Genomic DNA, 15,478 nt, shown 5'->3' with positions numbered 1-15,478 from the left:
CGGCGGGCATCGCGCCAGCCGGCATTCCACTAGACGGCGCGGCCATGGCTGGAGCCGCCTTCGGGGCTGGACACGGGTTCCGGATCGACAAGTTCCTTCACAGGTTCTGCGGCAGGATCCGCTGTTTCGGCCTTGACGGCGGGCATGGCCAGCACCGCCGCGACGGTCAGCAACCCAGCCACCAGCGCGGCCAGGAACACAGCCCCGGACGCGGCCACCACGGTGGCGGGGTCCCCCTCGCCGCCGCTGCTGCGGCCGTAGATGGCGTTGGCCACGGCACCGAACACGGCCACGCCCAGCGCACTGCCGATGGAGCGGGCAAACATGTTGGTGCTGGTCACCACGCCGCGTTCATGCCAGGGGACGCTGGACTGGGCGGCGATCAGGGTTGGCGTGGCCAGCAGGCCCAGGCCGAACCCGACGACGAAGCAGCTGACGGCGATCAGCGCAACGTTGGGGGCGCCGGCGGTCAGCGACAGGATCAGCAGGCCCGCCACGGAAATGGCGATGCCGATCAGGGCCGTGGACTTGAAGCCGATGCGCAGGTAGAACCTGCCGGCCTGCGAAGCGCTGAGGGGCCAGCCGAGGGTCAGGGCTGCCAGGGCCAGGCCGGCCACCAGGGGCGAGGAAGACAGTGCTCCCTCCAGGAAGGTGGGCACGTAGGAGGTGAGGCCGATCATCACCGTGCCAACCCCGAAGGACACCAGGGCGGTGGTGGCCAGCAGGCGCCGCGATACCACCCAGGAGGGCAGGATGGGTTCGGCCGCGCGCCGCTCCACCAGGAGGAACGCGGCCAGCAGGACTGCGCCCACCACGAAGACGCCAATGCTGATGGGCGAATTCCAGGCCCAGGCCTGGCCGCCCTGGAGGGCGCCGAGGATCAGCAGCCCCAGCGAGCCGGCCAAAAGCACGGCGCCGGCGTAGTCCACCTTGTGCTTGGCACGTTCCACGTTTTCGTGGAGCGTGCGGACCAGCATCCACCCGGCCAGCAGGCAGAGCGGAACGTTGACCAGGAAGATGCCGCGCCAGATGCCCAGCGCGGAGAAAATGCCGCCCAGGCTGGGGCCAACCACCGAGGAAACAGCCCACACGCTGGCCAGGTAGCCCTGGACCTTGGCGCGCTCCTGCAGGGTGTAGATGTCGCCCGCGATGGTGATGGACACCGGAAGCACCGCGCCGGCGCCCAGTCCCTGCAGGGCCCGGAAGGCGATCAGCGACGGCATGCTCCAGGCGACGCCGCACAGCACGGAACCCAGCAGGAACAGGCCAATGCCGGTCAGGATGATGGGCTTGCGGCCCGCCATGTCCGAAAGTTTTCCGTAGATGGGTACCGTGACTGCCTGCGCCAGCAGGTAGGCGGAGAACAGCCAGGGGAAGGACGAAAAGCCGCCCACGTCACGGACGATCGACGGCACGGCCGTGGCCACGATGGTGGAGTCGATGGCCACGAGTCCCGTGGACAGCATCAGTGCGATGAGGATGGGTCCGCGTTCGGACCGGAACCCCACTCCCTGGGCGCGGGCGGTCGTCATCAGTCTCGTTTCAGTAATGTGGGTCCCTGTTACCTCCACTCTACGTACCCACGACGGGAGCCGACTATCTCCTGCCCTGGTGTTCGTCCAGCAGCCGGGCACAGCGGATGAAACCCAGGTGCGAGTAGGCCTGCGGATGGTTGCCCAGGTGGGTCTCGGTGCCGGGGTCGTATTCCTCGGGGAGCAGCCCGGTGGGGCCGAAAAGGTTCACCAGCTGGTCAAACAGGTCCCAGGCCTCATCGATGCGGCCCACGGCCACGTACGCCTCGATCAGCCAGGTGGTGCAGATGTGGAACCCGCCCTCCAGGCCCGGCAGCCCGTCGTCGTACCTGTAGCGGAAGACCGTTGGCCCCACCCGCAGCTCCCGCTCCACGGCGGTGACGGTGTCCAGGAAACGCTGGTCCGTGACGTCCAGCAGGCCGGAGAGACCGATGTGAAGGACGGCGGCATCCAGGTCCGGGCTGTCGTAGGCAACAGTGTAGGACTTCGCGGACTCGTCCCAGCCCTCACGGAGCACTTCCGCACGGATCGTGGCTGCCGCCGGCGCCCAGGCCGGGTCCGGCTCCCGGCCGTGCCGCGCCGCGGTCCGCAGCGCGCGGTCCAGGGTCACCCAGCACATCACCTTTGAATACACGTGATGCCGTGCCGCCCGCCGGGCTTCCCAGATCCCGTGGTCCGGCTCATGCCAGCGGGCCAGGACCGCCGAGGCCATCTGGATCATCAGCTCCCAGTAGTCGTCGGCGAGCGCGCCCTCGCGTTCACTCAGCGAGTGGATGAGTTCGGCCACCGGCCCAAAGACGTCCAGCTGGACCTGGTGGTCCGCCGCGTTTCCGATCCGCACCGGACGGGAGCCCGCGTACCCGGGAAGGCTGTCGACCACGGCTTCCGTGGACAGCGGCGCGCCCGTCACCGAGTAAAGGGGGTGCAGCCATTCGGGGCCGGGTGCGTGTTCGAGGATCCGGCCCAGCCAGCCCAGGAATCCGGCTGCCTCCGCCGTGGAGCCCAGGTCCACCAGCGCATTGACGGTCATGGAGGCATCCCGCAGCCAGCAGTACCGGTAATCCCAGTTCCTGGTCCCGCCGATTCCCTCGGGCAGGGAAGTGGTGGGGGCCGCGAGTACGGCGCCCGTGGGTTCATGCACCAGGGCGCGGAGCACCAGCGCCGACCGCCGTACCAGCGAGGGCTTGACCGATGGCAGGGAAAGGTTCTGCACCCACTGCCGGCTATGGAGCGCCACCCGGGCCCGCCGTTCCGTCTCCCCGCCGGGGTCCGCGGACTGCGGTTCGGTGTCCCCGCAGCGGAGGTTGAGTACCACGGGCCCGTCCTGGAGGTTGACGGATGCCGTTGCCGTGGCATGGCGGCCGTCCGAGGTGATGCTGAACGCGGCGCCCGGCGCGAACAGGATGATGGGCTCCGAGGTGCCCAGCACATGCAGTTCCCCGCCCCGCGCCTCCATGCTGAACGGGGCGTTGGCGTAGTCCGGCCGCGGAGCAAACGTGATCCTGGCTGCGCCGTGGCCCGTCAGCACCCGGACCAGGCTGGTGATGCCTTCCGGTGCGGGCTCCAGGTAGTCGGTGACCGTGACGTCCGCCCAGCGGGTTTCGACAATCATGGTGCTGTCCACGTAGCGCTGTCCCAGCACCTGGGAGGCTTTGACCGGTTCCACCGAGAAGTGCCCGGCGGCATCGCCGCCCAAAATGTGGGCGAACAGTGAACCGGAGTCCGGCAGGGGGTGGCTCATCCAGCAGATCTTCGCGTCGGGCGTCAGCAGCGCGGTGGAGGAGCCGTTGCCGATCATCGAGTGGCGTTCAAGGCCAACCGCGTCCTCCCCGAACAGCCACGCCCGCCGCAGTTCGAAGAGGAACGCCAGGACGCGGGCGAAGGATTGGGGGTCGCGGAGGCGGTGCGGTGCTGCCGTCTCGCCCGGGCCCACGTGCAGCCCGAGGTCGGGCCCGCGCAGGGTGGCGATGGCCAGTTCGTCGCTGGCGGCGTCCCCGGCGAACATGGCCGCGCTGGCCCCCAGCCGGGACCTGAGGGTCTCCAAGGCCTCGCCCTTGGACGGTTCCACCACGGACAGGTCCAGCACGGAGCCGTCCACAATGAAGAACAGCCCGTGGGCAGCAGCGATCTGCCGGGAAATTTCCGTCACGGTCGCCACCACGTCCGGCCGGGCCGGCCGGGTGTGCACCGAAACTGCCACCGGTTTGCGTTCGATCCAGATGCCCTCGTGGAAGCCGACGGCCTCGTTGAGGGCGGCATTGACCTTTTGCAGGACGGACTCGGTGGCCAGGGTCTGCGCGTGGGCGAACCCCATGTCCGCTTCGGCGCCGTGCGAACCGATGAGGTGCACCTCCGCGGGCAGCCGTGACACCGCTGCCAGGTCACGCAGTGAGCGGCCCGAGATGATCGCCGCATGGGTATTGGGCAGCGCTGCCAGCGCACGAAGCGCAATGGCCGCGCTGCCCAGCGGGAGCGTCTCGGTGGAAATGCCTTCGGCGTCGCACAGCGTTCCGCCGTAATTGCAGGCCACCAGGAGGCTGGGGACGCGGGCCAGCACCTTGAGTTCCGTGAGCAGGGCGGGGGTCAGCCCGTTGTCCGCCGCATCGGACTGGATGAAGGCGCGCAGCATGTCCAGCGGAAGGGACCGTGTGAGCAGCGCGGAATCCGCCACGCTCTGGTTCAATGGCGTCGGCATCCAAAACCCCTTTGAGGCAGGGCCAGGCCGGGAACACAGCCGCACGGACGGTCCGCGGGCTACCGGTTGGCGCCCCGGGGTTCCGGGTGGATGACCCGGGGCACATCCCATCCTCAGCCCGGGCAGTTACCCCCGGAAGTCCCCTTCATTGCGTATGTGTAAAAGTCCGACCGGCCGAGTGGCGTTGCATGTTGCGCACCGCCGGCAAACCACAGCGGCTACACCCGGACCAGCCCGGCCGCCTCGGCCAGGAGTTCCACGGACCGCAGGCGCGCCTCCGTCCCCGGGCTCTGGTGCGCCACGATGAGTTCGTCTGCATCGGCGTGCTTTCCAAAGCTGTCCAGGTAGTCAATGACGACGTCGGGCGTCCCCACTGCGGAGTACGTCATCATTTGTGCCATGTGGCGTCCCTGCGGCGAGTCCAGGATCATGTCCGCCTCGTCGTCGGTGAATTCGCGGCCGCCGCCGAAGAACAGGGAGACGCGGGCGCGCTTGGTGGCCTGGAACATGGCCTGCGCCTCGGACGCGGAGTCGGCGGCGATGACGTTGACGCCGGCGATCACGTGCGGCGCGTCCAGCTGGGCGGACGGCTTGAACTCGCTGCGGTAGATGGCCACCGCGTCCTGCAAAGCGGCGGGGGCGAAGTGCGAGGCGAAGGCGTAGGGCAGGCCCAGCTGCGCGGCCAGGCGGGCGCCGAACAGGGACGATCCCAGGATGTACAGCGGCACGTTGGTCCCCTTGCCCGGGGTGGCCTCGACGCCCTCGATGCGGGTGGGGCCGGTCAGGTAGCCCTGCAGTTCAAGGACGTCCTGCGGGAAGCTGTCCGCGGACATCGGGTCCCGGCGCAGCGCCCGCATGGTGTTCTGGTCACTGCCCGGGGCCCGGCCCAGGCCCAGGTCGATCCGTCCGGGGTGCAGCGTTTCCAGGGTGCCGAACTGCTCTGCGATGGTCAGCGGGGAATGGTTGGGCAGCATGACGCCGCCGGCGCCCAGCCGGATGCTTTCGGTGTGCGCCGCCACGTGGGCGATCAGCACGCTGGTGGCGGAGGAGGCGATGGAGGACATGTTGTGGTGCTCGGCGTACCAGACGCGCCGGTAGCCCAGCTTCTCGGCGTCCTGCGCCATGGCCACGCTGCCTGCGAAACTCTCCGCCGCCGTCTGGCCTTTGCCGATGGTTGCCAGGTCAAGGATGGAGAGGGGAAGAGTCACGTCAGGTGCCGGCCTTTCAAAATGTTTCGTAGGGGGTGCCGGCCGGATGGCGGCGGGCACGTGATGCATAACGACGGCGGGCCCCGCCTTATTTCTGTGAGCTGGGGAATACTCAGCATACTGATGAGGTTGCCGCCCCTATGAGCCATGATTCAACGAAGCAGCTGGAACTGTCCGCAACGATCGACCTCAAGGACCTGGGAACCGTGCACCGGCTGGGTTTTGGTGCCATGCGCATTGTGGGTGACGGCGTCTGGGGTGAGCCCGCAGACCGGCAGGCCGCCGTGGCCGTGGTGCGCCGCGCCGTCGAACTCGGCGTGGATTTCATTGACACCGCCGACTCGTACGGCCCCAACATCAGCGAGGAAATCATTGCCGAGGCCCTCCACCCCTACAAGGAGGGGCTGAAGATCGCCACCAAGGTGGGCTTCACACGCACGGGGCCCAACAAATGGGTTCCCGTTGGCCGGCCGGAATACCTGCGCCAGCAAACGGAACTGAGCCTGCGCAAGCTGAAGGTGGACACGCTGGACCTGCTGCAGCTGCACCGCATCGACCCCAAGGTGGACGCCGAGGAGCAGTTCGGCGTGCTGCGTGAGCTCCAGGACGAAGGCAAGGTCCGTGCCCTGGGCCTGTCCCAGGTGGGCGTGGCGGAACTCGAAGCCGCCGGAAAGCACTTCACGGTGTCCACCGTCCAGAACCGCTACAACCTGACGGACCGCAGCTCCGAGGACGTGCTGCGCTACTCCGAGGAGAACGGAATCGGCTTCATCCCGTGGGCGCCGATCTCCGCCGGCGAGCTCGCCCGGCCCGGCGGACCGCTGGATGAGGCCGCCAAGCGCCTTGGCGCCACCACCTCCCAGGTGGCCCTGGCCTGGCTGCTGCGCCGCTCCCCCGTGATGATGCCCATCCCCGGCACCGGCTCCGTGCAGCACCTCGAAGAGAACATGGCCGCTGCAGGCATCACGCTCGACGACGATACGTACGCGGAGCTTGAAGCGGCCGGCAAGTAGAGCATCAGAGACAGGAGAAACACCATGGCAAACATTTTGATGGTCGTCTCGGCCGCCGATTCCCTCACCATGAAGGACGGCAGCGAGCACCCCACCGGCTACTGGGCAGAGGAACTGGTGGTGGCCCACCAGACCCTGACGCAGGCCGGCAACACCGTCCACATCGCAACCCCCGGCGGCCGGAAGCCCACCGTGGACCAAGTCAGCCTGGCTGCCGAATCGGCCGGTGGCGAGGACCGGGCACAGGGCTTCCGGGACTACCTGGAAAAGATCGACGGCGAGCTGGCGCACCCGCTGGTGCTGGCCGACGTCGACGCCGCAGCGTATGACGCCGTGGTGATGCCCGGCGGCCACGGCCCCATGGCGGACCTGTACCAGGACGCCGACCTGGGACGCCTGCTGGTGTCAGCCAACAGGGACGGCAAGATCATTGCGCCGTTCTGCCACGGTCCGGCGGGGCTGCTGAGTGCAACGGACGACGACGGCGGGTTCGCTTTCAAGGGCCGGCGCCTCACGGTCTTCACCAACGAGGAGGAGCTGGGCGGCGGGACCGGGGAGAACACCCCGTGGCTGGTGGAGGATGCGCTGAAGGAGAAGGGCGCGGTGATCGAAAACGGTGCCGCCTGGTCCTCCAACGTGGTCCGCGACGGCAACCTCGTCACCGGGCAGAACCCGCAGTCCAGCGAGGACGTGGCCAAGGAAGTCCTGGCTGCACTGAGCTAGTTCAGCAAGCACAAACGGCCATAAAAGAGGGGACCAGTTCGCAATGAACTGGTCCCCTCCTTGCGGCGCGCGTCATTGGGCGCCGGCCTTCAGACGACCCCCTGGTCAGACGGCGCAGCCCCCGTTCCCAATCGTGGGATCGATGGCCATGATCTGCTTCTGGATGTCCGCCAGCTGGGTTTGCAGGCTGGCTACCAGGAGCTTCTGCACCTTGATCGGATCCGCGTAGTTCCCCTTCTTGGCTTGGAGGGCCCGAAGAGTGTCCTGGGCAGCGGTAACCTGGGCGTCCACCGTGCTCAGCCGGCTTTGGAGGGCTGCGAGGTTTGCTTCCGCCGCGCTGATCTCCCCGTTGAGACTGCTGAGCTGGTCCAGCAAAGGCTTGACCCGTCCCTGCAGGTCAAGAACGTTGGCTTCGGCTTCGGCGATCTGGGCATTGAGCGACGAAATCCGGGCCACCAGGTCGTCCCCGATCTTGTTGAGCGATGCGATCTCCGCCGTTTTGGTGCCAACCGCGGTGTTGGCGGCGTCCAGGGTGGCCTGCAGTGCCGGAAGCTGAGCCTGAAGCGCTGAAATCTCAGCGTTCTTGCCGTCCACCGCGCCGTTGGCCGCCGCCAGCACATCCTTTGCCTGGGCCAAGGTGCCATTCAAACCGTCGAGGATTGCCCGCTGGTCCGTGATGGCCTGTTGGGCCTGCGCCACGTTTTCGGTGAGGGTGGGCAGGGCCGCTTCGAGGCCCGCCACCACCTGCTGCTGGGCCGTCACCGCGTCAGCAGCATCCTTCGCTGCCTGCTCCAGGGCCGGAAGCTGGCCCTGCAGGGTGGTGAGCTCCCCTTGTTTGGTGGTGACAGCCGCGTTGGCCTGGTTCACGGCATCCTGGAGTGCCGGCACCTGGGCCTTAAGGGTGGCAATGTCGTTCTGTTTTGCCGTCACCGCTGCATTCGCTGCATCCAGTGCTGCCTGCAGCGGCGCAGCGTTCTGCTGCAGGGTGCTGCTTTCCTGCTGCTTGGCCAGCAGCTGGGAGTTCAGGCTGTCCACCTGCTTTTGGAGGGTAGCCAGGTCGCCCTGAAGGCCGGAGATGGTGGCGCTCTTATCGGCGATCTGGCTGTTCACGCCATTCAACTGGACCTGGAGGCCATCGCGTTGGGCCTGGAGAGTTCGTTTCTTGATGGAATTTCCATTGATGGCGGCAATTTGACTGTCCAGGTCAGCGATCTGCCTCGTGAGATCGGCCTGCTGTGTCTGCAGTGCAGTCAGGTCGTTCTGGGCTTGGGCCAGCTCGGCCTGCTTCGAGGCGATCTGGCTGTTCACCGTGGCAATCTGGCCCTGGAGGCTGGTGATGCCGGCATTAACCGCGGCAATCTTGGCGGTGTTGTCGCTGACAGCCTTTGCTGCGGCCGCCGCATTGGTCTGGAGGGTCTGCAGGTCCGTCTGGGCTTTGGCGATCTCGGCGTTCTTGGCATCGAGGGCCGCCTTGGCAGTGGTGGCTGTGGACTGCAGGGTAGTGAGCTCGGCCTGTGCCGTGGCGATCTGGTCCTTTTTGCCGGTGACGGCAGCGTTGGCGGCTGCAGCGGTTTCCTGCAGCCCGGCCAGTGTCGCCTTCGCAGTATCCACCTTGTCCTGCTGGGCCTGCAGCTCTGCTGCCGCAGTGTTTCCGGCTGCCACCAGCGCGTTCAGCTGGGTTTCGGCGTTGGCGACGGCCTGCTGCGCATCGTCCACGGCAGCGGCGGCCTGCAGCGCCTGCGCGGCCAGGGCTGTCAACTGATCCTGGGCCTGCTGGATCTGGATTTCCTTGGTGGCCAGGTCAGAAGCTGCCTGGTCCGCGGCCTGCTGCAGCGCGGAGAGCTCCGTCTGGGCGGCTGCGATGGCCTGGCTGTTGGCCACCAGGGCTGCTGCCACCTGGTCGGCCTGGGCCTGAAGGTCCGCGGAGGCGGCCTTTGCAGTTGCCAGTTCCTCCTGCAGCGGTGCCAGCTGGCTCTCCACGTCTGCCTTCTTGCCCTGAAGGTCGGTGATGGCCGTTTTCGCCGCCGCTACCTGCGTGGTGAGGCCTTCCTGCTCAGCGGTCACCCTGTCCAGTTCTGCCTGCGCTGCCGTTGCCTGGCTGTCCAGCTGCGTCTCCTGGGCAGCGAGGTCAGCCAGCGCCTTCTCCGCGTCGGCTTTCTGCGCTGCCAAGGCATCCGCCTGGGCCTGCAGATTGGCCTTGTCGGCCTGCAAGGCAGCGATCGCGTCTGCGTTCTTCTTGGCGGCTGCCTTAAGAAGGTTCTCCTGGACGGCGCCACGGTGCGCCAGCTGGTTGACCACGCCGTTGCACATGCCGGTGGTGGAGGTTGTAGCGGCAACGGCAGGCTGGACCAGAACCATGCTGGTGGTGAGCAGCCCGGGCAGGACAACGGCGGCGGCCAGGCGCCGGGAAAGGGGGGACTTGGACGGGGAAGTGCGCATGCGAGCTCCTGTTGAGACCATTGCGGCGGCCAACTCTGGCCGCCTCATGGCCCAACCGTAGAGTCCGCCATCGGCGGAGAACACGCGTAGTCACCACCTGTCTTTTCCGGCCGGGTACTCGTTTTCTGATGGATCTGTGACGCGCCATTGGGGGTAGTGGCCCGGGCCGGGCTGAATATGACTGCCGCGGTCCTCCGGTTAACCGCCGTTACTCCCTGTATCCCAGCGTTTCGGGGGCTTTGATTCGCTGTCGGCGGCTGCCGGATAGTTGCTGCAACGCGCACATTCCGTTGCATCTCCACCCCCTTTCCAAGGAGGAATCATGGCCATCAAGCCCAAGCCGGCCGCCGTCGTTGCCCTGGCCGTCTCAGCCCTGCTGGGACTGGCTGCCTGCTCCGATCCCGGCGCCTCGGCGGCGACGGCACCGTCGTCGTCCGCCACCAACGCCAGTGGCAAGACCTTCAACCTGTCCCCGGATCAGAACCGCATCACAGCGACCAAAGACCCGTCCGCGGCGGCCCTGGTGCCGGAGGCCATCAAAGCGGACGGCAAGCTGACCGTAGTGACCACCGGCGGGGCGGCGCCGCTCAGCCTGTTCGCCACGGACAACAAGACCCTGATTGGCAGCGAGGTGGACATCGCCTACGCGGTGGGCGAGGCGCTGGGCCTGGACGTGGAGGTCCTGCCTGTGGCGTGGGCAGACTGGCCGCTGGGCGTGGAGTCTGCCAAGTACGAGGCCGTGCTTTCCAACGTGACCGTCACCGAGGCGCGGAAGGAGAAGTTCGATTTCGCCACCTACCGCAATGACCTGCTGGGCTTCTACGCCAAGAGCGATTCCGGCATCGGTGAAATCAAGGAAGCCAAGGACGTGGCCGGCAAGAGGATCATCGTGGGCTCCGGCACCAACCAGGAAGCCATCCTGGTGCGCTGGGACGAGGAGAACAAGAAGAACGGTTTGGCGCCGGTCCAGTTCCAGTATTACGACGACGACTCCGCCTCGAGCCTGGCCCTTCAGTCAGGACGTGCGGACCTGACGTTCGGCCCCAGCGCGGCTGCCGCCTACAAGGCAGCGCAGGACGGAAAGACGAAGCAGGTGGGCACATTGAACGGCGGCTGGCCGCTGACGGCACAGATCGCCTTCACCACCAAGAAGGGCAACGGCCTGGCGGTGGCCGCCCAGGCTGCGCTGAACCACCTGATCGAGGACGGCACCTACGCGAAAATCCTGGACCGCTGGGGCCTCTCCTCCGAGGCCATCCAGAAGTCCGAGCTGAACCCGGCGGGGCTGCCCAAGAAATAAGGCAGCCTGCCGACGAAGGAATCCCCGCCCTGCCGGCAGCAGGGCGGGGATTCTTCTTTGGCTTTACCAGGCCGGCAGCACGGGCACCGCGCCGGCCGCCTCAACATCTTCGGCGTCGCCGCGTGCCAGCCATTTCAGGAGGCCCTCCCGGTCCGACTCGACCCGCAGGCCGCCGTCACCGATTACCCACTCGTCGCGTTCCTCGGTAACCAGCGTCATCCCGGGCGCGCCCTTGGCCCGCATGGCGCGTACCACGGCCTCGATGGCGTTCAACAGCGAATCGGGGTCGGCTTCCTCGATGGTCCACGCGGTGTCCAGATCATGGTGGTGCACCACCACCTCGGCAATCCGCAGCGCCACAATGGAGGTTGCCGGCAACTCCCGGCCACCCACCTTTACTTCCGGTGCCACAAGATCCCCGGTCAACCGCTGGGCTTCACCGGCGAAAGCGGCGGCCGAGTCCCGCACTTCAGCCAGGAGTTCCTCCCGCGGCAGGGCCGCAAGGGCGGCAATGGCCTGCGAGCGCGCTTCAGGGGACGCGTACAGCTGGCGTTCCTCCCCGGACGTGGCCCAGTCGATCAGCCCAACCAGGGCACGTCCGCTGGATGCGACGTGCGCGATGACCTGAGCACGGGTCCACCCTTCACACAGCGAAGCGGCAGCCAGTTCTTCATCGGACAAGGAGGAGACCGTGGCAAGAAACATGTCCGTCTCCCGGCCCAGGCGGGACAGGTCTGAGTGCAGCCGTGCTGGATTGATCATTCCGCCAGCCTAACCGGGGCGCCATACCCCCGGCCATGGTTACGGGCCTCCTGGTTCATACCGGCCGCGTATGGACTAAGACCGGCCCGCCAGCCACCGCCAGAAAGCCGCTGCCGCCGGGCGCATTGGGCCTGTTCCGCCGGATCCATCGCAAATACAGCCCCTTTGATATGCGGAAACTGCCCAATGCACCCCGGGCGCGAAACCGGGGATTCCCCTCATATGCCGTGCGTCACATTGCCTGTCAGGCTGGGTTGCCGAGGCCCCGGCGCGGATCCATCCGGATGCCGCAACGCCTCCACACCCGCCCCCCCTGAAAGGACCTGCGCCATGACGCTGCCGCACCCCCAATCAACAATCTCCGGAAACCCGGGAAAGGAGACCCGGACAGCCAACTGGGTGGCTTTCGTCATCTGCGCCGCGCTCCTTTTCGATGGGTACGACCTGGTGGTCTACGGCACCGTCCTTCCGGGACTGCTCGCGGACGCGGGTCAAATCGGTCATTTCGATGCGGCCACGGCCGGGCTCCTGGGGTCCTGGGCCCTCATTGGCGTGCTGGTGGGGTCGCTGGCATGCGGTGCCATCGGTGACTTCTTCGGCCGCCGCCGGCTGATGCTCGCGGGCATCGCCTGGTTCTCCCTGGGCATGTTCGCCACCGCCCTGGCCACGGATGTCACCGCCTTCGGCGCCCTCCGGTTTGCCACGGGCCTGGGCCTGGGCGTCGTCATCGCCAGCGCCGGCGCCACGATGGCCGAGTTCGCACCTGCGGGACGGCGGCAGTTCTACAACGCGATCGTGTACTCCGGAGTCCCCGCGGGCGGCGTGCTGGCGTCCGTCCTGGGTATCGCGTTCCTGGACAGCATCGGTTGGCGCGGCCTCTTCGTCATAGGCTCCCTGCCCCTCCTGGTCATCCTGCCCGTTGCCTGGCGGAAGCTTCCGGAATCCCCGCGGTGGCTGCTGGCCCGGGGCCGGGAAGAGGAAGCGCTGGCCGCTGCCTGGCGCACCGGGGTGCCGCTCGCCGAAGAGCAAGTAATCCGGGAGGCCGGCGCCGCCCCGCAGAAGTCCGGGTTCGCCGCCGTCTTTTCCCGCCAGTTCGCCGTGGCATCCATCCTGCTGGGCCTGATGTCCTTCTGCGGGCTCCTCCTCACCTACGGGCTCAACACCTGGCTGCCCAAGATCATGGAGGGCTATGGCTACGGACGCACCTACGCCCTCTTCTTCCCGCTGGCACTGAACCTCGGTGCCGTGGTGGGCGGTCTGGTCGCCTCCCGGATGGCCGACCGGAACGGACCGCAGCGGGTTATCGCTGCCACGTTTGCCCTCGCCACCATTTCCCTGGGACTGATGACCTTCAGCTTCCCGCTGCCGCTGCTCTTCACCTTCATCGCCACCGCCGGGGTGGGAACCTTGGGCACCCAGGTGCTGGTCTACGGTTTCCAGTCCAACTACTTCACTACCAATGCCCGTGCAGCCGGGGTCGCCTGGTGCGCCAGCGTGGGCCGGCTGGGCGGCGTCCTGGGTCCGATCATCGGCGGCTGGCTGGCAGCGGCGGGGATCGGCGGGGCAACAGCCTTCTACATCTACGGCGCGGTGGCCCTGCTTGGCGGCGCCGTCACCATCCTGGTACCCCGCCAGCACAAGCTGGAAGAAGCCCTCCCCCGGGCCGAAGAGCGGAAAGATTACGTCGAAAAAGTATCTAAGTAAGGCCTTTTATGGTTACTCTATGAATCAATGAGGCCGCTCCGCGCCTCCCCCGACCCGCTGGAAAGGTGGCACCGGATGGAAATCCGCCAGCTTAACTACTTCATCGCGGTGGCGGAGGAGCGGCACTTCGGCAGGGCGGCAAAGCGCCTCCACATGGCGCAGCCGCCCCTGTCCCAGCAGATCCGCCAGCTGGAAGACCAGCTGGGCGTCCAGCTCCTCAACCGCACCACCCGCCGGGTGGACCTGACAGCGGCGGGCCAGCTCCTGCTGGACCGCGGCCGCCAGATCGTCAACGACGTCGAAACGCTCCGCGCGGATGTCTACCAGGTGGGCAAGGGCGCCACCGGCGTCCTCCGGGTGGGGTTCTCCGGCTCGGCAACCTACGGCGTCATGCCCCGGATCGCCCGGCTCACCAAACAGGTCCTTCCCGGCCTGTCGCTGGCACTGAACGGAGAGATGCTGACGCCGTCCATGGAAGCGGGGCTCCGGAACGGGACCCTGGACGCGGCACTGCTGCGTCCCCCCGTTGCCTCCGAGGAAATCGACTACCGCGTGGTCACCCAGGAGCCACTCGTCGTCGCGCTTCCCTCCTTCAGCGCGCTGGCGGTGGACCGGCCCGTGGCCATGCACGAACTGCAGGACCAGGACTTCATCGCCTACGCACCGGAGTCCGTGCTGAACCGCATTACCTCGGACCTCTGCCGGCAGGCAGGTTTCCAGCCGCGGATCACGCAAGTGGTTGGTGAGACCTCCACCATGCTGGCGTTCGTGGCCGCGGGCGGCGGCATCGCCGTCATGCCGTCCAGCGTGCGCGCCTTCCAGCTCGAAGGCGTCGCATACCGGGAGATCGACAATGCTCCCCCGGTGGAACTCGCCGTCGCCTGGCTGCGCGGCCACCGGTCCGCCCTGCTGCAAAACTTCCTGGACATCGTGGCCACGGCAACCGCTGATGCCGCCACCCCCGCTCCCGCTGATGAAAGGCTCCTCCCATCATGAAGATCGCAGCCATCGAGGCGATCCCCTACTCGATCCCGTACCGCCACCCGCTCCATTTCGCCTCCGGCTCCGTGCACGAGGCCGACCACGTCCTGGTCCGCGTCCACACCGACGACGGCCTGGTGGGAACCGCGGACACCCCGCCCCGCCCGTACACCTACGGCGAGACGCAGAAGTCCATCGTCGCGGTGGTGCAGGATGTCTTCGCCCCGCAGCTGGTGGGCATTGACGTCTTTGACCGGGAAAAGATCCAGGCCGTGATGGCGCGGACCATCCACAACCAGACGGCCAAGGGCGCGGTGGACATTGCCGTCTGGGACGTTATCGGCAAGACCCTGGGGCAGCCCGTGACCAAGCTGCTGGGCGGCTACACCGACTCGCTGCGTGTCTCCCACATGCTCGGATTCAAACCCGCCCGGGAACTCCTGGCCTTGGCCCTGGAGTTCCGGGAAACCTACGGCATCAACACCTTCAAGCTGAAGACCGGCCGCCGTCCGCTGAACCTGGATATCGAGGCCGCCAAAGTGCTGCGGGAAGGCCTGGGCGAGGACGCCGAGCTGTACATGGACGCCAACCGCGGCTGGACAGCCAACGAAGCCGCCGAGGTGCTGCGCCGCACCGCCGACCTCGGCCTGCAGTTCCTTGAGGAACCGGACGACGCCCGCGAAGTCCTGGGCCGCCGCCGGCTGGTCACCAACTCCCCCATCCCCATTGCCGCCGACGAATCCGCCGCCAACCTGGGCGAGGCGGCCCGCGAAATCCTCACCGGCGGGGCCAACCTCCTGTCCGTCAAGACCGCCCGGTCCGGCTTCACCGAAGCCGCCAAGATTGTTGGCATGGCCGAGGGCATGGGCATCGACGTCTACATCGGCAACCAGATCGACACCCAGGTGGGCACCGTGGCCTCGGTCGTATTCGGGGCAGCCTTCGCCCACACGGCCAAGCGCGCGGCGGAGCTGTCCAACTACCTGGATATGACCGATGACCTGCTGGCCCGGCCACTGGCCATCACGGACGGCCGAATCCACGTTCCCGAGGGCCCCGGCGCGGGCACCGACGTGGACGACGACAAGCTCGCCCACTACCGCATCGACTGACATTCCATC

General features: G+C 67.3%; 11 protein-coding genes. 6 read left to right on the top strand and 5 right to left on the bottom strand.

The features are described from left to right. Positions 1 to 29: 29 nt before the first annotated feature. From AC3ANU_RS03605 to AC3ANU_RS03595, 3 genes are all read right to left on the bottom strand, one after another. Positions 30 to 1,532, bottom strand: coding sequence for an MFS transporter (locus AC3ANU_RS03605; protein ID WP_488315472.1), 1,503 nt, complete (start codon positions 1,530 to 1,532; stop codon positions 30 to 32). Between the two features lie 64 nt (positions 1,533 to 1,596). Beyond that, the gene (locus AC3ANU_RS03600) at positions 1,597 to 4,227 is read right to left on the bottom strand and encodes a trehalase-like domain-containing protein (protein ID WP_026265876.1); all 2,631 of its coding nucleotides are present in this window, start codon (positions 4,225 to 4,227) and stop codon (positions 1,597 to 1,599) included. A 218-nt stretch (positions 4,228 to 4,445) separates the two neighbouring features. Continuing rightward, positions 4,446 to 5,435, bottom strand: a complete 990-nt coding sequence (locus tag AC3ANU_RS03595) for an LLM class flavin-dependent oxidoreductase (protein WP_018769951.1) — start codon at positions 5,433 to 5,435, stop codon at positions 4,446 to 4,448. A 140-nt stretch (positions 5,436 to 5,575) separates the two neighbouring features. Between AC3ANU_RS03595 and AC3ANU_RS03590 the strand changes: the two genes are divergently transcribed. Both AC3ANU_RS03590 and AC3ANU_RS03585 read left to right on the top strand, forming a co-directional pair. Beyond that, positions 5,576 to 6,448, top strand: coding sequence for an aldo/keto reductase (locus AC3ANU_RS03590; protein ID WP_018769950.1), 873 nt, complete (start codon positions 5,576 to 5,578; stop codon positions 6,446 to 6,448). Positions 6,449 to 6,472: 24 nt separating this feature from the next. Next, positions 6,473 to 7,171, top strand: a complete 699-nt coding sequence (locus AC3ANU_RS03585) for a type 1 glutamine amidotransferase domain-containing protein (protein ID WP_488315471.1) — start codon at positions 6,473 to 6,475, stop codon at positions 7,169 to 7,171. 105 nt (positions 7,172 to 7,276) lie between these two features. Here the strand turns inward: AC3ANU_RS03585 and AC3ANU_RS03580 are convergent, their stop codons facing one another. Next, on the bottom strand, positions 7,277 to 9,610 hold the full coding sequence (locus AC3ANU_RS03580; protein ID WP_488315470.1) for a coiled-coil domain-containing protein: 2,334 nt from the start codon (positions 9,608 to 9,610) through the stop codon (positions 7,277 to 7,279). Between the two features lie 322 nt (positions 9,611 to 9,932). On the opposite strand from AC3ANU_RS03580, the gene AC3ANU_RS03575 reads away from it, so the two are divergent. Continuing rightward, positions 9,933 to 10,910: an ABC transporter substrate-binding protein gene (locus AC3ANU_RS03575; protein WP_488315469.1), complete on the top strand. Its 978-nt coding sequence runs from the start codon at positions 9,933 to 9,935 to the stop codon at positions 10,908 to 10,910. A gap of 63 nt (positions 10,911 to 10,973) precedes the next feature. Here the strand turns inward: AC3ANU_RS03575 and AC3ANU_RS03570 are convergent, their stop codons facing one another. Continuing rightward, positions 10,974 to 11,672, bottom strand: coding sequence for a maleylpyruvate isomerase family mycothiol-dependent enzyme (locus AC3ANU_RS03570; protein WP_488315468.1), 699 nt, complete (start codon positions 11,670 to 11,672; stop codon positions 10,974 to 10,976). Between the two features lie 330 nt (positions 11,673 to 12,002). Between AC3ANU_RS03570 and AC3ANU_RS03565 the strand changes: the two genes are divergently transcribed. The 3 genes from AC3ANU_RS03565 (at position 12,003) to AC3ANU_RS03555 (ending at position 15,469) form a co-directional block, all read left to right on the top strand. Continuing rightward, positions 12,003 to 13,376, top strand: a complete 1,374-nt coding sequence (locus AC3ANU_RS03565) for an MFS transporter (protein WP_488315467.1) — start codon at positions 12,003 to 12,005, stop codon at positions 13,374 to 13,376. 75 nt (positions 13,377 to 13,451) lie between these two features. Further along, entirely contained in the window at positions 13,452 to 14,372 is a 921-nt protein-coding gene (locus AC3ANU_RS03560) for a LysR substrate-binding domain-containing protein (protein ID WP_347887133.1), read from the top strand. Next, positions 14,369 to 15,469, top strand: a complete 1,101-nt coding sequence (locus AC3ANU_RS03555; RefSeq protein WP_488315466.1) for a mandelate racemase/muconate lactonizing enzyme family protein — start codon at positions 14,369 to 14,371, stop codon at positions 15,467 to 15,469. Before AC3ANU_RS03560 ends, AC3ANU_RS03555 begins: the two co-directional genes overlap by 4 nt. Positions 15,470 to 15,478: the final 9 nt, after the last annotated feature.

It is taken from the genome of Arthrobacter sp. SDR-2R (assembly GCF_057747955.1).
This window is presented reverse-complemented; position numbering and strand designations above follow the sequence as displayed.